At 57.9% G+C, this 23,211-nt stretch carries 26 protein-coding genes; 16 read left to right on the top strand and 10 right to left on the bottom strand.

Features of this window, described 5'->3' with window-relative positions; all coding sequences use genetic code 11:
- Positions 1-39 precede the first annotated feature (39 nt).
- A complete protein-coding gene (locus DT23_RS02640) occupies positions 40-1,635 on the bottom strand; it encodes a PAS-domain containing protein (RefSeq protein ID WP_051696997.1) in 1,596 nt (531 codons plus the stop codon).
- Positions 1,636-1,722: 87 nt separating this feature from the next.
- Positions 1,723-3,105, bottom strand: a complete 1,383-nt coding sequence (gene regB, locus DT23_RS02635; protein WP_038127951.1) for a sensor histidine kinase RegB — start codon at positions 3,103-3,105, stop codon at positions 1,723-1,725.
- Positions 3,106-3,210: 105 nt separating this feature from the next.
- Here regB and DT23_RS02630 point away from each other — a divergent pair, with 105 nt between their 5' ends.
- From DT23_RS02630 to DT23_RS02620, 3 genes are all read left to right on the top strand, one after another.
- On the top strand, positions 3,211-3,855 hold the full coding sequence (locus tag DT23_RS02630) for an SCO family protein (protein WP_038127950.1): 645 nt from the start codon (positions 3,211-3,213) through the stop codon (positions 3,853-3,855).
- Between the two features lie 54 nt (positions 3,856-3,909).
- The gene (locus DT23_RS02625) at positions 3,910-4,464 is read left to right on the top strand and encodes an ActR/PrrA/RegA family redox response regulator transcription factor (RefSeq protein WP_038127948.1); all 555 of its coding nucleotides are present in this window, start codon (positions 3,910-3,912) and stop codon (positions 4,462-4,464) included.
- 70 nt (positions 4,465-4,534) lie between these two features.
- Complete coding sequence (locus DT23_RS02620; protein WP_156023825.1) at positions 4,535-4,843, top strand: H-NS histone family protein; 309 nt, start codon at positions 4,535-4,537, stop codon at positions 4,841-4,843.
- Between the two features lie 46 nt (positions 4,844-4,889).
- Here DT23_RS02620 and DT23_RS02615 read toward each other — a convergent pair whose 3' ends face one another.
- Positions 4,890-5,480, bottom strand: coding sequence for an HD domain-containing protein (locus tag DT23_RS02615; protein WP_038127944.1), 591 nt, complete (start codon positions 5,478-5,480; stop codon positions 4,890-4,892).
- Between the two features lie 142 nt (positions 5,481-5,622).
- On the opposite strand from DT23_RS02615, the gene DT23_RS18355 reads away from it, so the two are divergent.
- The 3 genes from DT23_RS18355 (at position 5,623) to DT23_RS02600 (ending at position 8,160) form a co-directional block, all read left to right on the top strand.
- Positions 5,623-6,120, top strand: a complete 498-nt coding sequence (locus DT23_RS18355) for a hypothetical protein (protein ID WP_051696996.1) — start codon at positions 5,623-5,625, stop codon at positions 6,118-6,120.
- Positions 6,121-6,195: 75 nt separating this feature from the next.
- Entirely contained in the window at positions 6,196-7,584 is a 1,389-nt protein-coding gene (ahcY, locus tag DT23_RS02605) for an adenosylhomocysteinase (RefSeq protein ID WP_038127942.1), read from the top strand.
- A gap of 234 nt (positions 7,585-7,818) precedes the next feature.
- On the top strand, positions 7,819-8,160 hold the full coding sequence (locus DT23_RS02600; protein WP_038127939.1) for a DUF2853 family protein: 342 nt from the start codon (positions 7,819-7,821) through the stop codon (positions 8,158-8,160).
- 49 nt (positions 8,161-8,209) lie between these two features.
- On the opposite strand, the gene DT23_RS02595 is transcribed toward DT23_RS02600, so the two are convergent.
- Positions 8,210-8,824: an enoyl-CoA hydratase/isomerase family protein gene (locus DT23_RS02595; protein ID WP_038127938.1), complete on the bottom strand. Its 615-nt coding sequence runs from the start codon at positions 8,822-8,824 to the stop codon at positions 8,210-8,212.
- Between the two features lie 115 nt (positions 8,825-8,939).
- Between DT23_RS02595 and DT23_RS02590 the strand changes: the two genes are divergently transcribed.
- The 3 genes from DT23_RS02590 to DT23_RS02580 all read left to right on the top strand — a co-directional run bounded on the left by DT23_RS02590 (position 8,940) and on the right by DT23_RS02580 (position 12,617).
- Entirely contained in the window at positions 8,940-10,427 is a 1,488-nt protein-coding gene (locus DT23_RS02590; protein ID WP_038127935.1) for a DUF2125 domain-containing protein, read from the top strand.
- A 68-nt stretch (positions 10,428-10,495) separates the two neighbouring features.
- Positions 10,496-11,845, top strand: coding sequence for a TldD/PmbA family protein (locus DT23_RS02585; RefSeq protein ID WP_038127934.1), 1,350 nt, complete (start codon positions 10,496-10,498; stop codon positions 11,843-11,845).
- Positions 11,832-12,617, top strand: coding sequence for a 3'(2'),5'-bisphosphate nucleotidase CysQ (locus DT23_RS02580; protein ID WP_038127931.1), 786 nt, complete (start codon positions 11,832-11,834; stop codon positions 12,615-12,617). Before DT23_RS02585 ends, DT23_RS02580 begins: the two co-directional genes overlap by 14 nt.
- A gap of 5 nt (positions 12,618-12,622) precedes the next feature.
- Here DT23_RS02580 and DT23_RS02575 read toward each other — a convergent pair whose 3' ends face one another.
- Positions 12,623-13,252 (bottom strand): NrsF family protein, encoded by a 630-nt coding sequence (locus tag DT23_RS02575; protein WP_038127929.1) that lies wholly within the window; start codon positions 13,250-13,252, stop codon positions 12,623-12,625.
- On the bottom strand, positions 13,249-13,797 hold the full coding sequence (locus tag DT23_RS02570) for a sigma-70 family RNA polymerase sigma factor (protein ID WP_038128019.1): 549 nt from the start codon (positions 13,795-13,797) through the stop codon (positions 13,249-13,251). The genes DT23_RS02575 and DT23_RS02570 overlap by 4 nt, the downstream gene beginning before the upstream one ends.
- A 144-nt stretch (positions 13,798-13,941) precedes the next feature.
- On the opposite strand from DT23_RS02570, the gene DT23_RS02565 reads away from it, so the two are divergent.
- The 5 genes from DT23_RS02565 (at position 13,942) to DT23_RS02545 (ending at position 16,931) form a co-directional block, all read left to right on the top strand.
- On the top strand, positions 13,942-14,223 hold the full coding sequence (locus DT23_RS02565; RefSeq protein ID WP_038127927.1) for a BufA1 family periplasmic bufferin-type metallophore: 282 nt from the start codon (positions 13,942-13,944) through the stop codon (positions 14,221-14,223).
- A gap of 54 nt (positions 14,224-14,277) precedes the next feature.
- Entirely contained in the window at positions 14,278-15,117 is an 840-nt protein-coding gene (gene bufB / locus DT23_RS02560) for an MNIO family bufferin maturase (protein ID WP_240473527.1), read from the top strand.
- On the top strand, positions 15,101-15,841 hold the full coding sequence (locus DT23_RS02555) for an HvfC/BufC N-terminal domain-containing protein (RefSeq protein ID WP_038127924.1): 741 nt from the start codon (positions 15,101-15,103) through the stop codon (positions 15,839-15,841). Before bufB ends, DT23_RS02555 begins: the two co-directional genes overlap by 17 nt.
- Before the next feature lie 11 nt (positions 15,842-15,852).
- On the top strand, positions 15,853-16,320 hold the full coding sequence (locus DT23_RS02550) for a DoxX family protein (protein ID WP_038127923.1): 468 nt from the start codon (positions 15,853-15,855) through the stop codon (positions 16,318-16,320).
- Between the two features lie 83 nt (positions 16,321-16,403).
- On the top strand, positions 16,404-16,931 hold the full coding sequence (locus DT23_RS02545; RefSeq protein WP_038128017.1) for a flavin reductase family protein: 528 nt from the start codon (positions 16,404-16,406) through the stop codon (positions 16,929-16,931).
- Here DT23_RS02545 and DT23_RS02540 read toward each other — a convergent pair.
- From DT23_RS02540 to DT23_RS02525, 4 genes are read right to left on the bottom strand one after another with little or no spacing between them, the layout of a single operon-like run.
- Positions 16,928-17,509, bottom strand: a complete 582-nt coding sequence (locus DT23_RS02540; protein ID WP_038127922.1) for a PqiC family protein — start codon at positions 17,507-17,509, stop codon at positions 16,928-16,930. The two genes, DT23_RS02545 and DT23_RS02540, sit on opposite strands and share 4 nt — an antisense overlap.
- Before the next feature lie 12 nt (positions 17,510-17,521).
- Positions 17,522-19,546 (bottom strand): MlaD family protein, encoded by a 2,025-nt coding sequence (locus DT23_RS02535; protein ID WP_038127921.1) that lies wholly within the window; start codon positions 19,544-19,546, stop codon positions 17,522-17,524.
- On the bottom strand, positions 19,543-20,178 hold the full coding sequence (locus tag DT23_RS02530) for a paraquat-inducible protein A (protein ID WP_038127919.1): 636 nt from the start codon (positions 20,176-20,178) through the stop codon (positions 19,543-19,545). Before DT23_RS02530 ends, DT23_RS02535 begins: the two co-directional genes overlap by 4 nt.
- The gene (locus DT23_RS02525) at positions 20,154-20,789 is read right to left on the bottom strand and encodes a paraquat-inducible protein A (RefSeq protein WP_038127916.1); all 636 of its coding nucleotides are present in this window, start codon (positions 20,787-20,789) and stop codon (positions 20,154-20,156) included. Before DT23_RS02525 ends, DT23_RS02530 begins: the two co-directional genes overlap by 25 nt.
- Positions 20,790-20,914: 125 nt before the next feature.
- Between DT23_RS02525 and DT23_RS02520 the strand changes: the two genes are divergently transcribed.
- Both DT23_RS02520 and DT23_RS02515 read left to right on the top strand, forming a co-directional pair.
- The gene (locus DT23_RS02520) at positions 20,915-21,763 is read left to right on the top strand and encodes a flagellar motor protein MotB (protein WP_038127914.1); all 849 of its coding nucleotides are present in this window, start codon (positions 20,915-20,917) and stop codon (positions 21,761-21,763) included.
- A 96-nt stretch (positions 21,764-21,859) separates the two neighbouring features.
- Entirely contained in the window at positions 21,860-23,191 is a 1,332-nt protein-coding gene (locus DT23_RS02515; RefSeq protein WP_038127912.1) for a flagellar hook protein FlgE, read from the top strand.
- The last annotated feature ends 20 nt before the right edge of the window (positions 23,192-23,211 follow it).

Here is a 23,211-nt window from a genome sequence, read left to right as displayed (position 1 = left end):
AGCGCGAGTTTTACGCTGCTGCCCGCGCGCTGCAAGGGGTTAACCGTGCGCAATCAAATTGCTTTCACGCCGCGCCGGAGCGGGCTGTTTTACGACGGCTGCGCTATTGCTGAGGAAACGCACCATCAAGGCCCCGCCGCTTAGCGTGCTTAGGGTGCATGTCAGAACCTCACCGTTACGCAACGAAATCGTTTCGCTTAAACTATCGCGCGTTCCGATCCGATTGGCGCGCTCGCGCAGCTTCGCCCAAAAGGCGGTCGGCTTGCAGCCCTTTTGCCAATGCCCGATCGCATCCATCAGGGGCATCTGACCCAAAACCGCCTCGGGATCGAGAGACCACATCGCGCCGTAAGCCGTGTTTGACAGCACCAACTCGCCAGTGGATTGGAACACCGCGACAGCATCGTCCAACTGATCAAGCACTTCATGACTCACTTCCAGCTCAGCGCGGAACCGCCGCGTCGCTGCAATTTCCGCCGAGATATCCTCGAATAGAAACGCCACTGCGCCATCAGGATGCGGACGCCCGGTCACGCGATAGGTCTGCCCGCCCGGCAGGCTCCAGGTTTCAGAGTGAAACCCGGCGGCGGCGGCGGCTTCCAGTTCCGTCATCTGCTGGCGCCAGCTGCGATAGTCTTTCGGCTCGGGCATCATCCGCGCCTCGCGCAGCCGATCGAGAAACGCATATAGCGTGGGCCGACCCGACAGAAACTGCGGGCTCAGTTGCAGCAAATCAATCAGCGCGGGATTAAACAATTGTAGCTGCCGCTGACGGTCAAAAATCGTAAGCCCGATGGGCAGATCCGCAAATGTCTTCGTCAACGTCTGCACAAAATCGCGCAACGCCTTTTCTGCGCGCACGGTCGCGTCGGCGGGCAGCGCAAAATGCAGTACGCTTGCATGCAGGGCAAATGAGTAACAATCATACCAAGATTTGCTGCCATCACGGGCGTCTAGCGATAGCCTGCGGGAGCCTTTGCTCATCGTATCCGCGTCGATCTGAAACAACGAGGGAAGCGGCCAGACAAACCCGTCTTCCGTTGCCTCCAACGCGCCGGACTTCAGAATATAGGCACGGTTCGCCCAACCAACGACACCGCCTTCATCCTCGCGCCAGACCAATGCGGGGGAGCGATCCAGCGTCTGGCGCATCATCTCCAGCTCATCTTCAAGGGCGCATTGCGACAGGCTATCGACCAGCTTGCCAATTCCCTCGGCATTGGGATCGCTGAGCGTGATCCGCGCCAGCCCGTTCACATTCTCGGCAAGCAGTTGGAGCGGCCGCAGTCCTGCGTCAGTCTCTTTCGCGGTCATCTCAAGCCGACCATGCTCGGATAATGACGCCATCTGCGCGCTAAAATCGCGAAAGCGCGGAGCGACGAACGCAGACAGGCGCGCCCAGTCGCTGGCCCCCATTGGCGTTGCCTCAAGCAAGGCGCGCGCAGGGCCGCTGGCATCGACCAACACCTCATCGTCAAACAGGAAAACGGTTTCTTCTAACGCCGGATGCGCAACAGCCGTTAATTGCGGCGCAGCACTGCGTCCGAGAACCCTCCAAAGAATGAAAAGCGCAAGCACACCCGATCCAATCGAGGTGAATGCAATGACTCCCGCCTCAAACCAAATATTCGCCATCACCTGGCCTCTCTTACCTGTCCCAAGGCGAGAATGAGAGGAAATAGGTTAATGGCGCGTTAAGCGAATAGGGCAAATGCGAGGCGTTTAGGCCAAGATCGGCTGGTTCAGCCCCAGAGCCCCCGTTTCAGGCGCCAAAATCTGGGCAGCGGGCCAGCGCACTTCGACCACGGCCCCACAGCGCAGCGGCTTATCCGACCGCGCGCCATAAGGCGCATCGCCGTTGAAAAACGCCAACTGCGCGCCCGTGCGCTCTAGCAAGGTCTTTGCAATGAAAACACCCAAGCCCATGCCCTCATATTCCTTGCGCTCTGACGCGTTGGAGCGCGGTTGCAAGAACGGGTCGCCAATGCGGTTCAGCACGTTGCTCGGATAGCCGCGCCCGTCATCGCTGACACGCACGCGGATCGTCTCATCATCCCATTCCGCCTCGACCCAGACCGTGGTGCGCGCGAAATCCACGGCGTTTTGCACGAAGTTGCGAAGCGCATGGATCAGTTCAGGATAGCGATAGATCGTGGGCTGGCGCTCACTACCGCCGGGCAGGGGCCGCGTATCGAAGAGAATGTCGATGCCGCGTTCAAAATGGGGTTCTGCTGCCTCGCGCAATACCGCCAGCAGGGGCGCGGTGCGCAGATGCAAATCGTCTTTGCCCGCCCGCCCCATCGAGTGCAAAATATCGCGGCAGCGATCCGCTTGCTCACGGATCAGCAGCGCGTCGTCGCGCAATTCGGGGCTGTTCTCTAACTCATCGGCGAGTTCCGACGACACCAGCTTAATCGTGGCCAAGGGCGTGCCCAGCTCATGCGCGGCGGCGGCCACAACACCGCCCAGATCTGTCAGCTTCTGCTCGCGCGCCAGCGCCAGTTGCGTAGCGCGCAACGCATCGCCCATAGACCGGTTCTCATTCGAGATCGTATGCGCATAAGCCCCCAGAAAAGCGACTCCGATCACGATCGCCAGCCAATAGCCAAATTCGAAAACCGCAGGCACTGTCAGGACTTCACCTGAATGTGTTTCAAGCGGCAGATGGACCAGCGCGACAATCGAGATCATCACCATCGTCGCCAGCCCCAAAATGATCGTGGCCGAACGGCTGAGCGCCGTCGCCGCAATTGTCACCGGAACAAGGATCAACAACGCGAAGGGGTTATTCAGCCCGCCGGTGATCGACAGCAGCAGCGCCAGTTGCGCCATATCGAACATCAAAGTGGCGGCCGCTTCGGTTTGCGTCAGACGCTTGGTGTCGGGGAAAAGGTAGATCGCGACGATATTTGCGGCGATAGCGGCCCCAACCGTCGCCAAGCATAGTGGCAAATCAAGCGCGATATCGTATATGTAGTAGGTGATCGTGATAGCGCCAAGCTGCCCCACAATCGCCGCCCAGCGCAGAAAAATCAGCGTGCGCAGTCGCACCCAATCCTGATGGGTCTCGGGGGGGCCAAGTTGGGCCTCATGGCGCTGGGGCATGTTTTCTCCGCGTCGAAAGGGCACAGTGAATAAAAACCTGCGCTAGAGCATTGATAGTCGCCCGCTCTCGCGCGATCAATGGAGTGTGATGAAGGAGCCTTCACAATGAAAACATCCACCGCCGCACTAGCCGCCGCTGCCATCGTCGCGATTGGCCTTGGCGCCGCTTGGTTTTCCATCTCGCGCAATGAAAGCAGCGATATCTTCGCGCAATGCCGATCCAGCGTTGTCGCGGGAGGTGCTGGCCAGATTGGCGGGCCGTTTACCTTAACGGACGAGAACGGCAAACAGGTGACCGATAAGGATGTGATCACCGAACCGAGCCTTTTGTATTTCGGCTACACCTATTGCCCCGACGTTTGCCCGCTGGACAATGCGCGCAATGCCGAGGCGACAGAGCTGCTTGAGAAAAGAGGCTACTCGGTAACGCCGATCTTTATCTCGGTCGATAGCGCGCGCGACACGCCAGAGCTGCTCAAGGAATTCACCGATATCATGGATCCGAAAATGATCGGACTGACGGGAACGCCGGAACAGATCAAGCAGGTCTCCAAGGAATATCGCACCTACTATCACGTGCAAGATCCGGGCGACCCCTACACTCTGATCGACCACTCCACTCAAAGCTATCTGGTGTTTCCCGATATCGGTTTCGTGGAATACTTCAATCGCGACACGCCGCCTAAAGAAATGGCGGACCGCATCGGTTGCTTTGTCGATGCGTGGAAGGGCGCCAAAAGCGGAAATTGACCGCAGCGGCGCAACCTTTTAGAACCTAACAAGCGCAACACGCCGGGGGATAGCATGGTAGACGGAAACAACGCCGAACTTGGGCAGGATCGTTCGCTTCTTCTTGTAGATGACGACGTGCCGTTTCTCACGCGCCTCGCGCGGGCGATGGAGAAACGCGGGTTTGAGCCGCAAGCTGCGGAAACCGTCGCTGCAGGACGTGCCATCGTGCAATCAAGCGCGCCTGCCTATGCAGTGATTGATTTGCGACTTGAAGATGGCAGCGGTTTAGATGTCGTCGAATTGCTGCGCGAAAAACGCGCTGATGCCCGGATTGTTGTTTTGACCGGATATGGAGCAATCGCTACGGCCGTTGCCGCGGTGAAAATGGGCGCCACGGATTATCTCGCGAAACCCGCGGATGCGACGGATATCACAAATGCGCTTTTGGCGCGTGGCGAAGACCTGCCGCCGCCGCCCGAAAACCCGATGAGCGCGGACCGTGTGCGTTGGGAACATATCCAGCGTGTTTACGAATTATGCGATCGCAATGTTTCGGAAACGGCACGTCGATTGAATATGCATCGTCGCACTTTGCAGCGAATTCTCGCCAAACGTAGCCCGCGCTAACGAAAAGCCTACTTGAAACTTTATTGAATATGATATGAACACCTCATTGATCAGTAATTGAGGTATTCACATGGATCTAGAAAATATGCCGCTGGACGAGCTTAAATCGCTCCGCAAGCGTGTAGAGAAAGCAATCGAATCGTTTCAGGATCGCAAAAAGAAAGAAGCGATCGACCAGCTGGAAAAGACCGCCCGTGATATGGGCTTTTCACTAGCTGAACTGACAAGCGCAGGTGGTGTTAAGCCGCGTCGCACCGTTGCTCCGAAATATGCCAACCCCGCTGATAAAAGCCAGACCTGGACCGGTCGCGGGCGCAAGCCGCTTTGGGTGCAGGCCGCGCTTGACGATGGCAAGTCGCTGGATGATCTCGCGATCTAAGATAGCATGAATTCCGCTAAAAGGGCCCGCCATGCGCGGGCCTTTTTCAGATCGCCATCTGCGCCAGCAAGTCCGCGTGGCGCTGCGTATAATCTTTGCGCACCTGCGAGGGCGGGCGTAGGCGAATCTCATATTCCGCCGCGACATCGGCATCAATTTTTCCAAAGATGCGATCCGCTTCGGTTTTAGAAAACCCCGCAATCTGTTCGGCCTCGAGGCGGGCAGAAATGATATCGGCCTTTTTGATCGCGCGCTTTATTTTAACCGGCAAAGCGGCTGGCAGACCGAACCGTATATGAACCGCCGCCACCAACCGCGCGTCCAATTCTCCATACCCTTCACCAACGGCTGCTTTCACCGGGCTGATCATATCCCCCAGCACATATTCCGGCGCATCATGCAACAACGCCGCCAATTGCCAGCGCGGTTCGGTTTTCGCGTTCTGGCGGGTGAAAATTTGCTCGACCAACAGCGAATGTTCAGCAACCGAATAGGGCCAATCGCCAAAGGTCTGCCCGTTCCAGCGCGCCACAAAGGCAAGCCCGTGAGCGATATCCTCAACCTCGATATCGACCGGCGTCGGATCCAGCAGATCAAGCCGACGCCCCGAAAGCATTCTTTGCCACGCGCGTTTCATCCAAAAATCCGTTCTCTGCGTATTTAACCAAAGGTGTTCAAACCCCTAGCCAAGACCCGTTGGCATGTAAACGCAAGCACTGCGCGGAACATTTCGCAAAATCGCGCGTTCAACGGTCAACAAACAATGAAAGGAGGGCTCGATGAGCTTCTCGCGTTCAAAAGTTATCTTCGCAGGCGTCCTCGCGCTTAGCATCCCCGCAACCATCGCGTTGGCGAGCGTCAGCAATAGCGCTGATCCGCAGATGGAAACACCCCGTCAGACAATGCTCAACGGTTATGTCGGCAGCGGTCGCCCAATGGATTCTAACAGCGCCGCGATACCTTATGGCGACCTGTCCGCCTTTGACAAAATCACAACGATTGGTGCTGCGCAATCGCCGGATGTGCCGTTTTGCGATCACCGAGGGGAGATGCTCAAGGTTCTGCAGGATGATTTCGCCGAAAGCCCGCGTTTTGAAAAATCCCTTGGGTCAAACCGCAAGGTTGAGCTGCTTGGCTCGAATGTGATGGGCACCTGGACTGCACTTTATACGCGCGCAGATGGCGTCTCCTGCGTCGTGTCCTCGGGCATGGACTGGAAAAGCGGCGAAAACCCCATTGCTCTACTGCACAAAGAAGGCATTTTGCCAGCGACCTAAGGTCATTGCTGCCGTTATTGCCGGGTTAAGGCAGCGGTGTTACATACGGCGCAAATGAACTTTCAGGAGCCGAGAATGGCCGACTACATCGTCAAAGATATTGCGCTGGCCGAGTATGGCCGCAAGGAACTTGAAATCGCCGAAACCGAAATGCCGGGGCTGATGGCGTGCCGCAAAGAGTTCGGCACCTCCAAGCCTCTCAAAGGCGCGCGGATCGTAGGGTCGTTGCACATGACGATCCAGACAGCAGTCTTGATCGAAACGCTCATCGCGCTGGGCGCCGATGTGCGTTGGGCAAGCTGCAACATCTATTCGACGCAAGACCACGCAGCGGCGGCCATCGCGGCTGGCGGAACGCCCGTCTTCGCAATTAAAGGCCAGTCACTGGCCGAGCATTGGGATTATCTGGATCGCTCGTTCATGTTCCCCGAAGGCGCGAATATGATCCTCGACGATGGCGGCGACGCGACGCTCTATGTCTTGCTGGGCGCGCGTGTCGAAGCGGGTGAAAAAGACCTGATTGAAATGCCGACCTCGGAAGAGGAAGAGGTCATTTTCGCGCAGATCAAAAAGCGCATGGCCGAAACTCCCGGCTGGTTCACCAAAACCAAAGCCGCCATTCAGGGTGTGTCTGAGGAAACGACGACTGGCGTTCACCGCCTGTATGATCTGCACAAAAAGGGACAACTGCCCTTCCCGGCGATCAACGTGAATGACTCGGTGACCAAGTCGAAATTCGACAATAAATACGGCTGCAAGGAATCTCTCGTCGACGGCATCCGCCGCGCAACCGACGTGATGATGGCAGGCAAGGTCGCCGTGGTCTGCGGCTATGGCGACGTCGGCAAAGGCTGCGCAGCATCGCTATTCGGTGCAGGCGCGCGCGTAAAAGTTACCGAGGTCGATCCGATCTGTGCGCTGCAAGCGGCGATGGACGGGTTCGAGGTCGTGCTGCTCGAAGATGTGGTCGATAGCGCCGACATCTTCATCACCACTACCGGCAACAAAGACATCATCCGCATTGAGCACATGCGCGAGATGAAAAACATGGCGATCGTCGGCAATATCGGCCATTTCGACAATGAAATTCAGGTCGCCAACCTGAAGAACCACAAATGGACCAAAATCAAGGAACAGGTGGATATGATCGAGATGCCCTCGGGCAATCGCATCATTCTGTTGTCTGAAGGACGCTTGCTGAACCTCGGCAATGCCACGGGCCACCCCTCCTTCGTGATGTCGGCCAGCTTCACCAACCAGGTGCTCGCGCAGATCGAGCTGTGGACCAAGGGCGAGGATTACCAGCCCGGCGTTTACATCCTGCCCAAGGCGCTGGACGAAAAGGTTGCGCGCCTGCATCTGGACCGGATCGGCGTGAAACTGACGCAATTGAAGCCCGATCAAGCCGCCTATATCGGCGTCACTGTCGAAGGCCCCTATAAGCCGGAACATTACCGCTACTGAATCGCTGCCAATCAAATGACAGGGTCGCGCCTTCGGGGGCGGCCCTTCTTCATTCGGCGTCGAGGGAAAACAGGCGAAAGGGCAAAGCCTTTGCAAATTCCGCAACATCCAACGGGGGAATCCCACAGCTGTTTTCCCCGTAGATTTTGTCTTTTTAATTTCCTTAACTCGGCTTAGGCTTCGCGCATTCACAGGCCCCTCTTCAGGGCCGAAATTCGAAAACAGGTGGGACAAATGGGTAAAAGAGACGATTTGATCGCCAAATATGCGGACGATCTGAAAAGCAAATGCGGTATGACCCCGGATATGGACTTGCTGACGAAAGTGACGATTGGCTGCGGCCCCTCGATCTATAACGCCGATGCGTCGACCGTTGCCGGTTCGGACAAATCCGAGCTTGAAACCGTCAAGGATAACTTCCTCGTGAAAAAGCTTGGGCTGGCCGATGGCCCCGCGCTGATGGAAGCGATCGATTCCGTGATCGAAACCTATGGCCGCTCGGAGCGCAGCAAATATCGTGCCGTGGTCTATTACATGCTTGTTAAGCATTTCGGCAAAGAGAGCGTTTTCGCGTAAACGCAGCCTCGTGCCAAACTCAAAGCCCGGAGAAGCTCTCCGGGCTTTTTCAGGCGATCAGCGCCTTGATCGCCGCGACATGGGTCGCCTTTGCCCCTAGCGCATCGCCCGCCAAATCGCGCACGCTTTCAAGCAGCTGATCTGGTGCAACGATGCGGTCGATCAATCCCCAAGCCTGCGCCTCTTCAACGGGCACTTTCTGTCCCGCCATCAAAATCATCTTGGTGCGCGCAGGGCCAATCAGCTTTGCCATACGTTTGGGGTCAGATGGCTGAGGCAGAAACCCCAGTTTCATCACCGGATAAAACACCTTCGCCCCCGGCACCGCGATACGCAAATCACAGGCGAGCGCCATGCCCATCGCACCGCCCGCCAAAGTGCCATTCAGCGCCGCGATACTCAGACAGGGCAACGCGGCAATCGCACCAGACAAGCGCTCCCAGACGCGATCCGTCGCAAGCCCGGCGCGCGCCTCATCCAGATCAGCCCCGGCTGAAAACACCTTGCCGACCCCGGTTATCGCGAAAACCTGCGCGTCTTCGGCCCGCGCCCGCTCGGCGATATCGGCGATTTCATTCAACATCGCACCCGTTAACGAGTTCGCTTTTTCCGGCCGATCAAGCGTGACAAGCCAAAAACCTTCGTCAATCTTAAGCCGGATCATGCATATCTCCGTTAATGAGCGGATTGTTCCGCTTTAACAGCGCCGCGCCCCCTTGACCATCACCCGAGGTCACAAGAGGATGGCGCCAAGATTCAGGTATCAGGAAAGGTGCGTTATGGCACGGGTTAACACGGCTGGAATCGGCGCAGTTTGCGTCACACTGCTTTCGACGACAGCCGCATTCGCGGATGTCACGCCGGAACAGGTTTGGGACGCATGGCAAAAGGGCTATGAGGCCTATGGCTATGAGGTGCTTGCCGGTAGCACAGATCGTCAGGGCGACACGCTGAATGTGTCTGACGTGAAACTCGTTAACGAGATGGATGATTCTAGTTTCACCATGACCATCCCCAAGATCATGCTGCGTGATCGCGGCGATGGCACGGTCGAGGCCACGATGGCTGAAAAAATGACCGGCGAAGCCACCGCTGATCTGCCGGAAGAAGACCCGATGCAGATGGATATGGTGATGACCCAGACGGGAACATCGGTCGTCGTTTCGGGCTCTCCCGAAGATATGATCTACGATATCACCTCGCCGAATATGACCATCGAGATGGATCAAAAAATTGGCACGGATGGTGAAACAGTGCCGGTCAAAGTCTGGGCCTCGATCAAGGACACGACCGGACGCTACGAGATGAAACAAGGCGACAGCCATGACGTTGCCTCGCAAATCAAAAGCGCGCTGGTAAAGTTCACCGCATCCGGCGCTGACCCGGAATCCAGCGGCACGTTCAACATGACCGGCCAAATCGCGGATGTTGCGTATTCCGGCAATTTCATCCTGCCCAATGGCGTGGCAATGGAAAAACTTGATCAAGCGTTGAACGCCGGCATGAATCTCGATTTCAAAGCAAGCTACGGCGCTGGAAGTTATGAGATCACGGCAGATTCCAAAGATGGCCCCGTGCAAATGAAAAGCAGCTCCCAATCTGGCTCGTTCGACGTCAAAATGGCCAAAGACGGGATGCATTACGCCGGAACCGGCACCAAAGCGACGCTGGAAATGACGTCGCAGAAACTGCCCTTCCCGGTCTCGGCTGCGATGGATGAATTGGACGCTGATTTCACAATTCCAGTGAGTGCGTTAGGTGACACGCAACCCTACAAAGCGAAAATCGCGCTCAAGAGGCTGACGCTGTCGGACAATGTCTGGTCGCTGTTTGATCCTCAAAGCAAGCTGCCGCGCGATCCGGCAAGTTTGGTGATTGATCTTTCAGGTAACGCTACGGTCACGTCTGACCTTTTCTCCCCCGAAACGGCAAATATGTCGGTACCGCCGATGAAAGTGGACAGCGCCAATGTGGATGCGCTGCAACTAACCGTTGCGGGCGCGGATTTGCGCGGGAATGGTGCAGTCGAGTTTGACAACGCCGGACCGACCCCGAAACCTATTGGCACGCTTGATTTCACCCTCAAAGGCGCAAATGCGTTGATGGATAATCTGGTTGCCGCCGGATTGGTTCCGCAAGATCAAATCATGTTTGGCCGGATGATGTTGGGTCTTTACGCCAAGCCGACCGGCGATGACGAAATGCAGTCGCAGGTTGAATTCAAAGATGGCGGGGAAATCCTCGTCAATGGTCAACGCGTCCAGTAAGAGACGTAGCAGAACAACCGGGGCCGTCCGGCACGACCGGGCGGCCCCAAGTCATTCATGAGGTGAGCATGACCGAGCAATCCCTGCCAAAGCTGACCGAAGCGTTGCTGGCTGCTGCCAAACGCGCGGGTGCCGTTGAAGCTGACGCAATCGCCGTTGATGGGCGATCCGTCGCGATTGACGTGCGCGCGGGTCATCTGGAACAGGCCGAGCGCGCCGAAGGCGTCGAGATCGGTTTGCGCGTGCTGATGGACGGGCGGCAGGCCTGCGTTTCTGCCTCTGATACCTCCGCGCGCACGCTGGAACAGATGGCGGAACGCGCGGTCGCCATGGCGCGTGAGGCTCCGCAAGATCCCTATATCGGGCTGGCGGATGCCGCCGATCTTGCGAAAGATTGGGATGTCGCGGCCCTCGAGCTGTCCGATCCCGCCGAAGAACCCGCAGCCGCAGCTTTGCAGGAAGATGCCCGCATGGCCGAAGCCGCGGCGCTAAAGGTCGCGGGCGTCCATCAGGTGCAATCGGCCTCTGCCGCCTATAGTTTCCGCCGCATTCATCTCGCGGCGAGCAACGGGTTTAACGGTGGTTACAGCCGCAGTTCCCGCTCGACCTCTGCCGTGGCGATCTCGGGCGAGGGCCTTGAGATGGAACGCGACTGGGCCGCCGAAAGCCGGATCTTTCAATCAGACCTGCCCGGCGCCACCGAAATCGGGCGTCTCGCAGGCGAACGCGCCGCGGCGCGCGCCAATCCGCGCCGCCCGAAAACCGGCGCTTATCCCGTGCTGCTGGATGAGCGCATCTCAGGCTCGCTGATCGGGCATCTGCTGGCAGCGGTGAACGGTCAAGCGATCACGCGCGGGGCCTCTTGGCTGCGCGATGCGATGGATCAAGCCGTGCTGCCCGACGCGCTCTCGCTCATCGAAGAGCCCCATCGCAAACGCATTTCGGGATCGCGCCCCTTTGACGCCGAAGGCCTGCCAACAATGCGCCGCGCCATCGTCGACAATGGCGTGTTGCGCAGCTGGACACTTGATCTGGCGACAGCGCGCAAGTTGGGGTTGAAATCGACCGCCAATGCCGGGCGTGGCACCTCGTCGCCGCCATCGCCGGGTGCAGGAAATGTGACCCTAACTCAAGGCAATCAAAGCCGCGCCGAGCTGCTGGCGGATATGGGCACCGGACTGCTCGTGACCTCGTTCATCGGCGCCACGATCAACCCCAATACCGGCGACTATTCGCGCGGTGCATCAGGTTTCTGGGTCGAAAATGGCGAGATTCAATATCCCGTCAATGAATGCACAATCGCGGGCAACCTGCGCGACATGTTGCGCTCGATCCGCCCAGCCAACGATGCGCGCCTGCACCTAAGTCACATCGTGCCATCCCTTTTGATCGAAGGGATGACGCTTGCCGGTGACTGATCTGAAGCTTTTGTGCGACGCCGCCGAAGAGGCGGGAAAAATCGCGCTGCGCTATTGGCAAAGAGACCCCAAGGCTTGGGACAAAGAGGATGGGGCAGGCCCCGTCTCTGAGGCCGATCTTGCTGTGAACACGATGCTGGAGCAAAACCTGCGCGCGGCGCGGCCCGATTACGGCTGGCTGTCGGAAGAAAGCGTCGATGACCCTGCGCGCGTTGATGCAGAGCAGGCCTTCATCATAGATCCGATCGACGGGACGCGAGCGTTTTTGCATGGTGATGGCGGGTTCGCCCATGCGCTTGCGGTGGCACAGGCTGGCCGTATCGTGGCGGGCGTCGTGCACCTGCCCGCGCTTGGCATGACCTATAGCGCGACGATCAACGGCCCCGCTTTGCTGAATGGCGCGCCGATTACCACCGGCAACCGCGCCGAGATCGACGGGGCCGAGGTGCTGACCTCGAAACTTTCGGACAATCCCAGCCAGTGGAAACGGGGCGTACCGGGGTATCATCGCCATTTCCGCTCGTCTTTGGCGTGGCGTATGTGCCTTGTGGCCGAGGGAAAGTTTGATGCCACGATATCGCTCCGCCCCGCTTGGGAGTGGGACACCGCCGCTGCGAGCCTGATCGCCGAACGCGCTGGTCTGGTTTCAACCGACCGGCAAGGCAAGGCGCTGCGCTTTAATGCGCCAGTGCCGCAATCCAACGGATTGGTCGTGGCCAACCCGGCTCTGCACGCGGCCTTTTTGAACGAATTGAGCGTCTGGCCGGGCTAACCTGATTACCACCGCAGCAATTTACGCCCAATCAGCGCACCTGCCCCGGCCGTGATCAAAATCCCGGCACCATACCAAATGACGTAGAACAGCGGGCTGTCCTCGGTGCAATGCAGCGCATAGATCGCCGTGCCCAAACCGCCCGCGGCAAAGCCTGCGATCAGACCCGCGCGCATTGGTGCCATCACCGCACCACGCCGCAAGGCCATCAGGAACGCCGCCAAAAGCGGTGCGGAAAGTGCAGGAATAGAGACTAAACAGGGGATAATCGACTTGCCCGTGAACGCCATCATACGCGCCTGCGACGGCGTCGTGATATAAGCAAAGGCCAGCAGCGCAAGCCCAAGCAACGGGATCACCCACAGCCAAGCCAGCCGCGGTCGCGCCAAAGGCCGCGCAAAACGCATCGCAAGAGGCGCGGCCAATATTCCCAGCAGAAGCGGCAACACGAATTTGGGCAGAATTTCAGGCGGAAACAGGCTCTGAGACAGCGGGAATCGCACGCCAAGCCCCACCGCCATCGCCGCAAAGGAAAACAGAGCCGCAGGCACCAGCCAACGCCACAGCACCGTGCCCGAGGGCCTCTCGGCCACGCGGTCAGTGCCCAGCATGTTCAGCAGATCATCGGTTTTCATATCTCGATCAGCCTTTCTCTTAGCGCAGCCAACTTCTTGAGGCTTCGATGCAGCATGACACGCACCGCTCCCTCGCTCATGTCCAGCATGTCGCCGGTCTCAGCAATCGATTGCCCCTCAAGCCCAATAGCGCGCACCAGTTGCGCAGCGCGCGGCTCAAGATGATCGATCACCCTCTCTATGTCGTTGCGCTCGGTGGGGTCGGCCACCGGCGCGGCAGGCAAAATCTCGGCAAAGTCGTCAACCGGCACATGCACCCGGCGCCCGCGTTTTCGAAACGCATCAACCACCTTGTGGCGCGCAATCGCGTAACACCACGGCGCGGCGGGCTCATCTTGACGCCATGTATGCCGCTTGAGATGGATCGCCAATAACACCTCTTGCACCACATCCTCGCAATCATCGGGCGGCAACCCTGCCGAGCGCGCGCGCACAACCCCGCGCAAAACCGGCGTCACGGCATGAAGAAATGCCTTGTAGGCCTCCGCATCCCCGCCATTGGCAGCGCGCAGCAACCGCGTCCATTCTGCTTGGCGATCTTGCATCATCCCGTCCCTTCGCGGAGCGGCCCGCATTCGTTACCGCTCCTACGCAAAATTTTTTTCTTCTGTCAACGTAACGCTTCGGTGAGCGGATGCGAATGGTTTACAGGGCCGTAACGTGCCCGCAACCAATTAGGGAGACTAAAAATGAGCAAGATGGAAACCACGATGGGGATCGCCGCCGCTGTCACCTGTGCCTTGGGTATCGCGACCGCTGCACATGCTGAGGACATGTCCAAGAAGATGGAGAAATGTTTTGGCGTGGCGCTGGCGGGTCAAAACGATTGCGCCGCTGGTCCCGGCACCACCTGCGCGGGCACCTCCACGCAGGATTATCAAGGCAACGCTTGGAAGCTCGTTCCGGCTGGCACCTGCACCGAGATCAAGACGCCCGACCACATGGGCTCGCTTGAAGCGATCGAAATGTGATCACGCATCGGGGCAGGCCTGGACCTGCCCCGGCACCCCATCATGGAGGCGCAAATGTTACCCGCGAAAACCGGCCTCGGCTTTAAGCCAGAGCACTTTCCCGCAGTAATAGAGACGAAACCGGATCTCGGCTTCTTTGAAGTGCATGCCGAGAATTACATGAATGCCGGCGGAATGCCGCATGCAATGCTGGAACGGTTGCGCGTGGACTATGCCATCTCCGTGCATGGTGTCGGGCTGTCCATTGGCGGCCCTGACCCGATGGATGAAGCCCATTTAGCGCGGCTCAAGACCCTTTGTGATCGCTATCAACCTGAGAGCTTTTCCGAGCATCTTGCCTGGGCAAGCCATGGCGGCACATGGATGCACGACCTTCTTCCCCTGCCTTACACAACCGAAACATTGCGTATCGTGTGTGATCACATAGATCGCCTGCAAGAGGTTCTCGGGCGCAAAATCCTGCTCGAAAACCCCGCGACCTATCTGACCTTTACGCAATCAGATATTCCCGAGACCGCGTTTCTGACGGAGATCGCGCAGCGCACCGGGTGCGGTCTGCTTTTGGATGTGAACAACGTATTTGTATCTTGCGTAAACCATCGCACAGATCCGCGCGCCTATCTTGCAGCGTTCCCGATGCAGGCCGTCGGCGAGATTCATTTGGCCGGGCATCACAGCGAAGAACTGCCCTCTGGCCCTCTGCTGATCGACTCGCATGGCAAACGCGTGAGTGAACCCGTTTGGACGCTTTATGGTGAAATAGTCTCTAAATTTGGCCCGCTGCCCAGCTTGGTTGAGTGGGACAATGACGTGCCCGATTTTGTGACCCTGATGGCCGAAGCGCATCGTGCGGCCCGAATATTAGAGGACACGCGCCATGCCCTCGCATCTTGAATTTGCGCGTAGCTTTCAGATCGCGCTGAACGCCGATCAATTGCCGGTAGGGGCGCAAGCGGATGATGCCTCAGAGATTGCCCAGCGTTTCAACGTCTATCGCAACAATGTCGCCTACGGATTGGCGCAAGCGCTATCGCGACAGTTTCCGGCGACAGAACGGCTTGTCGGGGAAGAGTGCTTTGCAGGCATGGCAAAAATATTCATCGAACAGTCCCCCCCGCGTAGCCCGATACTCACCGATTGGGGCATCGAGTTTCCGCAGTTTTTGGCGGGGTTAGGGTCTCTTTCGTCTCTACCCTATCTTCCTGACGTCGCACGCATCGAGTGGGCACGCAGCCGCGCCTATCATGCGGCTGATGCGAAGCCGGTTGACGCGACACAGCTAAACACCTTGGCGCAACATCATCGGCTTCACCTGCATTCCTCCGTACAAATCCTGACGCTTGCAACGCCGGCAGGTAGCATCTGGGCCTCGCAACAACCGGACGGTCCGGCCCCGCCCTCTCCTGAAAGCTGGCGGCCCGAAACCGTGATGATCGCGCGGCGCGGCCTTGCGAATGTCATCACACAAGTGATCTCGCCGCAGACCGGCGTTTTCATTCGACAGCTTTTGGCGCTGCAAACACTTGCGACTGCCTGCACGCAAGCAGGACCAGAGCTTGATCTCACCAAAGCGCTGGTCCTGTTAATCCAAAACGAATTGATCTCAGACATCACCTGAGGGAGGCTGAAATGACCGATCAAACTTTGGCGCAACGCTCAAATCAGAGACTATTTCGCCTATATTCGCATATCCCAAAGGTAGGTGGACGCATTCCTGACAGTGTCGTTCTGCTCGCTGCACGGATTTTTCCAGCGGTGATCTTCTGGAAATCCGGGCGCACCAAGGTGGATGGCCTCTCGATCAAGGACGCAACTTACACGCTGTTTGAACACGTTTATGCTTTGCCTGTGATCCCGCCCCACATCGCTGCGGTCGCGGCGACATTTGCCGAGCACCTGATGCCGATCTTGCTTGTTTTGGGTCTGTTTACGCGAGCTTCGGCGCTGGCATTGCTGATGATGACGCTCGTCATTCAGACCTTTGTCTTTCCCGATGCGTGGTTAACACATGGGCTTTGGGCGATCTGCTTTATACTTGTGATCAAAAAGGGGCCAGGCGTGTTTTCTCTGGATCATTTTCTCAGATTGGACCGCTAAGGCTTGCTCTTGCCAGCCCGTCCCTTATTTCAGGGGACAGGCAAGGAGAGAGAATGAGTGAAAGCGACGATATCGAGGCGGCGATGACCCAAGCGGAAGCGTTGGGGCTTGGCCATGTGCCAGACCCGAGCGACCTGCGGCTGTTGCGAAAGGCATTAGGGCAGTTCGCGACGGGCGTGACCGTTGTCACAGCCTGTGAATGCTCCGATGAGGCCACACCGGTCGGCATGACCGTAAACAGCTTTGCCTCGGTTTCGCTGTCGCCTGCGCTGGTCTTGTGGTCTGCCGCGCGCAGCTCGATGCGCCACGCGCATTTCACGCAAACGCCCGCTTTTGCCGTTCATGTGTTGCGCGACGACCAAGAGGCTCTGGTGCAACGCTTCACCAAGCGCGGCGACGGGTTTGACGGGCTGCCATACACGCTCAATGCCGAAGGCGTGCCGTTGCTTGAGAATATGCTCGCGCGGTTCGAATGTATCACAGAGGCCCGCCATGACGGGGGCGATCACACCATCATCATCGGTCGCGTCACACGTTTTAGCATGCCCTCCAAAGGCGCCCCGCTGGTCTTTGCCAAAGGCGAATTCGGACGCTTCCTGAGCGAGACTTAGTTAAGCTGAGCAATCCGCCGCGCCAATTCGCTCACCGCTGCACCCTGAGCCGCGACAATGGCGGCGGGGGTCGGCGCGGCGCCGGGTTCGGTCGTTGCAATCGGCACTGTAAAGTCAAAGCGACGCACGACGTCATTTCCAGCATCAAGACCCGCTGGTGAGACGAAATACACCCCCGCGACATGCAAAGCACCATCTGCGCCCGGCAGGATCTGTTCGATGCGCACCTCAATGCGGCGACGCGGCGGATCAGAAAGCGGCCAAGGGTCAGACAACACAGTTGCCCCCGACACCGCCGAAATCTGGCGCGCCAGTGCAAGCGTGATCGAACGTGCAGGATCATCTGCCCACAGATTATCCGGGTTCGACCGCAACGCCCCATCGGGCGTTTGATAGGGAATCTCTTGCGCCGTGGCATATTGCGGCAACGACACTTCGCGCAGCTCGGCAGTGCCAAGCCGATTGGGAAGGGTCTTGGTGGCCGCAGGCGGCTCGATCGGATAGCGCGCGACCTTTTCAGGGTCCGAACACGCGGCGAGGGCTAGCAAACACAGCGGGATAAGGCGCAACAATGTCATCGGTATCTCCAATCAGCGGCCCAGAATAAAGGCACGCGGGTTGCGTTCAATCAGCCGCGCCACCGCGCCGATATCGGCAACCGAGCGGCGCAGTTCTCGCAGCATGTTATTCGTCTCGTTCGAGAAATTCGACCCTTGACCATAAGTCGCCACCAGCGCACGCGCCTGCCCCACAAGGTCTTGCAACTGCTGCGTCAACTCGGGCAAGCGATCAGCCGCCTTGGAAATTGACCCAGCCGCTTGCTGTGTCGCATCCAACGTCTGGTTCAGCTTCTCCGCCGCGCCCGCCTTGCGCAACTGCTCCAAGATCGCGGCCGTTTGTTCCAGCGTGTCGTTGAGAGATTGCGGCAGATCCTGCGTGCCCTGCTTGTTCAACAAGTCATTGATACTGGCGAGGCTCGTGTCGATTTTCTTACCGATATCGCCCAGCGGCATGTCCGCGATGGCCTGCGCAGCCTTATCAGCGGAATCAAGCGTTTGATCGAGGCCAGAGATTTCCTCAAGAACCGAAGACGCAGCCTCGGTCACACGATCCAGCGCCGCCACTGTTTTATCCGCAGCGCCTTGCTTGTTCAGATCGCCCATAAAGGTACGTAGCTGTTCAAGAAGCCCGGACAGTTCCCCCGGCACTTTGCGCGTGTTTTCGTTTTCTGCCACAGCCGAGATCGAATCCAGCGTGCGAATGGCAGAGTTCATCAGATCCTCAATCGGCAAATCTTCGACGCGCTTGAACACCCCCTTGGCCGATTTCGCGAGATCGTTTTCAGACATCGGTGCCGTCGGAATAGTGGGGTAAGGTTTCGCATCCAGATTCATCGTTTCCTTGGGCTGATCTTGCACATCGGTCAGCTCGACGACCATCGTTCCGCCCAGCAACCCAACCGAGGCGATCCGCGCCCGCAACCCGTTCTCAATCTGGCCTTCAAGGAACTGCGTGACCTGTTCAGCGTCCGTATCGCGCGCCAGCCCCAAACGGTCGGGCGAAAGCGCGATCGTCAATTCCTGCTGTGCAAATCGCTGACCCGTCGAATCTTCACGGATCTTGATCGCAAGTCCCGTAACCTCGCCCGCCTCGACGCCGCGGAATTGCACTTTGGAGCCAACACTCAGCCCCTGCACCGGATCATCAAACAACAGCGTATAACGTGGCGGCGCGACCTGATCGGATTGGAAGATCGAGTTTTCAGCCGTGTCCTTGCTTGCAAACAAGCGGAACGAGTGACCGTTATCCACGATCCCGCCACCGCTTGTGAATGTGTCGAACTCGACCCCACCCTGCACCAGCGTCGCCAGCGAGCGCACATCAAGGCTTAGGCCTGATGTGTCAACTTTCACCGAGAACCCGGACGTGTCCCAGAACCGCGTTTGGGTCGACAGCAATTTGTTATACGGCGCCTCGATGAACGCATCCACGATCACGCCCGATGAGTCCTTGTCCAGACGCAGATTTTGCAAATGGCCCACCGTGATCCCGCGATACAAGATCGGCGCGCCGTCCACGATACCGCCCGCATCACTCGCGCTCAGTTCGATACTGGTGCCCTTGCTGGGATCTGGCGAGATCGGCGGCTGCTCAAGCCCCGTAAACTGGACTTGCGGGGCACCGGGTTTGTTGGTCCAGAACCCCTCAAGATAGGTGCCGGACAACACCGTCCCGAGGTTTTCGATCCCGCGCGCCGACACTTCGGGGCGCACCAGCCAGAACTTTGTTTTCGTGTCGATATAAGACGCAACGTCGTTGTCCACGCGCACGCCAAGACGCACCTGCGTCAGATCCGGCGTAAAGCCGATAGTTTCAACCTTACCGACATCAACTTCGCGAAACTTCAGCGGCGTGCCAATTTCGACTCCGGTGGCGTCTTTGAAGTCGATGTGAATAAGCACTCCGCGATCAGAGTACGTCTTGAAGGCGACCCCAAGCGTGACCACCAGCGCCAGCAATGGCACGATCCAAACCACCGAAAGCCGCGACCAGATCGGACGCGGGGCCTTGGAGGTGTCAAGTTTGGCCGGACCGGGCTCTGGCGTGTCGGTCATCTTTTCTCTCTGTTAATGCCACGCCAGATCAGACGCGGGTCGAAGCTTTGTGCGGAAAGCATTGTAAAAGCAACTGACAGCGCAAAAGACGCCGCCGCCGGGCCGGGATGAATTGATGCCACGAAACCCAGTTGCACAAGCGCAGACAGGATCGCCACGACAAACACGTCAATCATCGACCATCGCCCGATAAACTCGACAACCTCTAGCATATGCAAATGCGGTGCCCCACCTCGTCGGTTTTCATTGCCGACCGTAATTGCCAGATAGGCGACGGCAATGAATTTGCCAATCGGGATCATGATAGAGGCACCAAATACAATCAACGCGACCCCGTAATTGTGGTGTTTCCACAACTCAATCGCACCGCCGACGATGGTATTCTTTTGCGCGTGGCCCAGCGTTGTCGTAACCAGCATCGGCAAAAGGTTGGCCGGGATGTAAAATACCAGCCCCGCAATCCACCACGCCCAGACAGCCTGAAGCCCGTGACTGTTCACAACATGCAGATGCGCCCCACAGCGCCCGCAATGCGACTCATCTTGATGCCAGACAAGACCGCAACGCGTGCAGCCGACCAGCCCGGCATCAGTCGCCGTTAATGCGTTCATTTCTGTCCTATTGCTTTCCATATCGTCCAGTCGCTGACAAAGCTGTTTTTCAGCGCAATCACGATGATCAAGACGCAAAACGCCCAAAAGGCCGGACCTAATGACACGGTCGCAAGCCCGCCAATTTTCACCAGTGCCACGGCTGTGCCGATGATAAAAATCTCGGCCATCGCCCAAGGTTGCAGTTCCTGCACCAGCCGGAACGCGGTGGCGGCATGGCGATAGGCTGGTCGACCATTGGCAAGCGGCCAAAGCGTGTAGATCAGGGCGGCAAAACGAAATATCGGCAACGCCACGATCATCGTCAGCACTGCGAAGGCCAGTGGCGCCAGAAACCCGTCCGAAAACGCCATCGCAACCCCGAATATCGAGCTTTTATGCGACAGACCTCTCGCCGCGATTTCGAGAAACGGAAAGAAAATCGCCCCGATCATCAGGATCATCCCGGTGAACGAGAACGCCACGACATGCAAAAACGCACCCTCGCGCGGCCACATCAGAACCGTGCCGCAACGCGCGCATCTCGCCCTTTGTCCATCGGCCAATTCCTCGGCACGGTGCAAGACATCACAGCGAGGACAGGCAATCAGCCCGCTCAGGTCTTGGTCTTGCTGAAATACTGGCCCCGTCATGCGCCAAATCTAGCGATTGCCCGGCCAACAACAAGGGCTGAGCAAGATAGCGCGCATTTTATCTGTAAACCGCGCGTTAAACCCGCCCTGCTAAACCTCCTCTTGGGTGAAAATGAGGTGGTGTGATGGGTGCGCGCGATACTGCGGCTCCAGTCATCATCAAACGCAAGAAGGTCGTTAGCGGCGGCGGGCACCACGGTGGGGCGTGGAAAGTTGCCTATGCTGACTTTGTGACTGCCATGATGGCCTTCTTTCTGTTGATGTGGCTTTTGAATGCAACGACTGAAAAACAACGCAAGGGAATCGCGGATTATTTTAGTCCGACGATTCCGATCAACCGGATTTCCGGTGGTGGCGATGGGGCCTTTGGTGGCGAGTCTGTCTTTTCCGAAGATCAGATCGCGCAGACCGGCACTGGCGCCACCGCGCAGCATCCGAGCGAGGAACATCAGGCCAAAGGTCAAAACTCGGCCGAGGACAAAGACGACACGGAAAAGGCGCAGTTCGACCAAGCCGCGAAGAACTTTGAAAAGGCTCTGACGGGTGTCGGCGGTGAGTCGATGGTCTCGGAACAGCTGGCGCGCCATATCGTGACCAAAGTGACCGATGAGGGGTTGATCGTAGAGTTTTTCGATCTTCCCGGAGAGCCGCTTTTTGACGGTGATAGTGCCACGCCAGAACCGCTGACCCGCGAGCTTGCAGAAATGCTGACGCGTGTTTTCGGCTTGGTGAAGAATCAGGTCGCAATCAACGGCTACACGCGGTCTTATCCGCAAATGCTCAAGCGGGATCCGGTCTGGGAACTGTCATCGGCGCGTGCGCAAACCATGCGCGAACTGCTGGAATCGGCGGAGTTCGATAAGAACCGTATTCAGCGCGTCACGGGCTTTGCGGACCGCAAACCAAGCGTCAAAAAGCCGATGGATGTACGCAATAACAGGCTTGAAGTCATCTTGTTGCGCAGTCGTCGCTAAAAAGAAGTTGGAAAAATTTGAGATGTTAGGACGATCTTAAACCAAAGCGCGCCAATCTAGCGGCAATTCGGACACTGCAGCAGAAAGGCGCCTTTTATGTCCATTTCCTCTTCGCTGAACGCTGGCGTAGCCGGTCTGGCAGCCAACGCCACCCGGCTCGCTACAATTTCAGACAATATCGCGAACTCTGGAACCTACGGCTATAAACGCGTGGTCGCTGAATTCGAAAGTATGGTGATCAACGATTCAAATGGCGCGGGGTCGTATTCCGCTGGTGGCGTGCGCGCCTCAACCAACCGCTTGATCGAAGAACGCGGTGCGCTTGTGGGCACCTCGAACGCGCTTGATATCGCGGTGTCGGACCGTGGCATGTTGCCTGTGGCCACCTCGGTCGAGGTCGAAGCGTCTTCTGGTGACCCGACGCTCCTGTTGACCACAACCGGCGCATTTCGCACCGATGCTGACGGCACGCTCAAAACAGAATCCGGCCTTGTCCTGATGGGTTGGCCCGCAAATGCCGACGGGACGATCTCGGTCATGCCACGCGACACCACCGCTGGCCTTGAGCCCGTGGTCATCAATGCCAACCAGACAGCTGGCGACCCGACGACGAAGATGAACCTTGGCGTGAACCTGCCCGCGGTTGATACCGAAGCAGGCGCTGCAGGCGATACATTGCCTCTCTCGGTTGAGTATTTCGGCAACCTCGGAACGTCTGAAACGCTCGACATCAGCTTCACACCAAGCGTTCCCACGACGGGAAGTTCGAACGAATGGACGATGGTAATCCGCGACTCCGCAACCGTCGACGATCCAGCGACCGCTACCGATGAAAGCATCATCGGGGAATATACGCTGGCGTTCGATGACAGCCGCGGATCGGGCGGCACGCTTGCCTCGGTCAATGTGGTATCCGGGGGCACCTATGACGCCGCTACGGGAAAACTCTCACTGTCGGTTGCTGGTGGCCCGATGGAAGTCACCATTGGCAAGATCGGCGATACCAACGGATTGACGCAACTGTCCGACAGCTTCGCACCGACCGCGATCAACAAGGACGGCTCGCCAGTAGGCAACCTGACAGCGGTCGAAATTGATGAAAACGGCTATTTGAAAGCAACCTACGACACCGGTTTCATCCGCACCGTTTACCAAATCCCGTTGGTCGATGTCCCCAATCAGAACGGCCTGACCTCGCTCGACAACCAGACCTTCCAGGTCTCGCCGACTTCTGGGTCGTTCTTCCTGTGGGACGCTGGCGATGGCCCGACCGGCTCTATTGAGGGTTACGCCAGAGAGGGCTCGGCCGTCGACGTGGCGCAGGAACTTACAAACCTCATTCAGACGCAGCGCGCCTATTCCTCGAATGCCAAGGTCATCCAGACCGTGGACGAAATGCTGCAAGAGACGACGAATATCAAACGCTGATCCGTGTAGGATCACAGATA

This window comes from Thioclava indica, from assembly GCF_000714545.1.
In the GTDB taxonomy this organism is placed as follows: domain Bacteria; phylum Pseudomonadota; class Alphaproteobacteria; order Rhodobacterales; family Rhodobacteraceae; genus Thioclava; species Thioclava indica.
Note: the sequence above shows the minus strand (reverse complement) of the source record. Positions and strands in the feature narration are given on the sequence as shown.

Coding starts and splice junctions, on each gene's coding strand:
- DT23_RS02615 (WP_038127944.1), bottom strand. CDS start 5,480: ATGAAACGCGCGTGGCAAAGAATGCTTTCGGGGCGTCGGCTTGATCTG.
- DT23_RS02585 (WP_038127934.1), top strand. CDS start 10,496: ATGACCGAGCAATCCCTGCCAAAGCTGACCGAAGCGTTGCTGGCTGCT.
- DT23_RS02555 (WP_038127924.1), top strand. CDS start 15,101: ATGCCCTCGCATCTTGAATTTGCGCGTAGCTTTCAGATCGCGCTGAAC.
- DT23_RS18355 (WP_051696996.1), top strand. CDS start 5,623: ATGAGCTTCTCGCGTTCAAAAGTTATCTTCGCAGGCGTCCTCGCGCTT.
- DT23_RS02640 (WP_051696997.1), bottom strand. CDS start 1,635: ATGGCGAATATTTGGTTTGAGGCGGGAGTCATTGCATTCACCTCGATT.
- DT23_RS02625 (WP_038127948.1), top strand. CDS start 3,910: ATGGTAGACGGAAACAACGCCGAACTTGGGCAGGATCGTTCGCTTCTT.
- DT23_RS02630 (WP_038127950.1), top strand. CDS start 3,211: ATGAAAACATCCACCGCCGCACTAGCCGCCGCTGCCATCGTCGCGATT.
- DT23_RS02515 (WP_038127912.1), top strand. CDS start 21,860: ATGTCCATTTCCTCTTCGCTGAACGCTGGCGTAGCCGGTCTGGCAGCC.
- ahcY (WP_038127942.1), top strand. CDS start 6,196: ATGGCCGACTACATCGTCAAAGATATTGCGCTGGCCGAGTATGGCCGC.
- DT23_RS02540 (WP_038127922.1), bottom strand. CDS start 17,509: ATGACATTGTTGCGCCTTATCCCGCTGTGTTTGCTAGCCCTCGCCGCG.
- DT23_RS02565 (WP_038127927.1), top strand. CDS start 13,942: ATGAGCAAGATGGAAACCACGATGGGGATCGCCGCCGCTGTCACCTGT.
- DT23_RS02595 (WP_038127938.1), bottom strand. CDS start 8,824: ATGATCCGGCTTAAGATTGACGAAGGTTTTTGGCTTGTCACGCTTGAT.
- DT23_RS02530 (WP_038127919.1), bottom strand. CDS start 20,178: ATGGAAAGCAATAGGACAGAAATGAACGCATTAACGGCGACTGATGCC.
- DT23_RS02545 (WP_038128017.1), top strand. CDS start 16,404: ATGACCCAAGCGGAAGCGTTGGGGCTTGGCCATGTGCCAGACCCGAGC.
- DT23_RS02600 (WP_038127939.1), top strand. CDS start 7,819: ATGGGTAAAAGAGACGATTTGATCGCCAAATATGCGGACGATCTGAAA.
- DT23_RS02590 (WP_038127935.1), top strand. CDS start 8,940: ATGGCACGGGTTAACACGGCTGGAATCGGCGCAGTTTGCGTCACACTG.
- DT23_RS02550 (WP_038127923.1), top strand. CDS start 15,853: ATGACCGATCAAACTTTGGCGCAACGCTCAAATCAGAGACTATTTCGC.
- DT23_RS02575 (WP_038127929.1), bottom strand. CDS start 13,252: ATGAAAACCGATGATCTGCTGAACATGCTGGGCACTGACCGCGTGGCC.
- DT23_RS02535 (WP_038127921.1), bottom strand. CDS start 19,546: ATGACCGACACGCCAGAGCCCGGTCCGGCCAAACTTGACACCTCCAAG.
- DT23_RS02570 (WP_038128019.1), bottom strand. CDS start 13,797: ATGCAAGATCGCCAAGCAGAATGGACGCGGTTGCTGCGCGCTGCCAAT.
- DT23_RS02525 (WP_038127916.1), bottom strand. CDS start 20,789: ATGACGGGGCCAGTATTTCAGCAAGACCAAGACCTGAGCGGGCTGATT.
- bufB (WP_240473527.1), top strand. CDS start 14,278: ATGTTACCCGCGAAAACCGGCCTCGGCTTTAAGCCAGAGCACTTTCCC.
- DT23_RS02520 (WP_038127914.1), top strand. CDS start 20,915: ATGGGTGCGCGCGATACTGCGGCTCCAGTCATCATCAAACGCAAGAAG.
- regB (WP_038127951.1), bottom strand. CDS start 3,105: ATGCCCCAGCGCCATGAGGCCCAACTTGGCCCCCCCGAGACCCATCAG.
- DT23_RS02620 (WP_156023825.1), top strand. CDS start 4,535: ATGGATCTAGAAAATATGCCGCTGGACGAGCTTAAATCGCTCCGCAAG.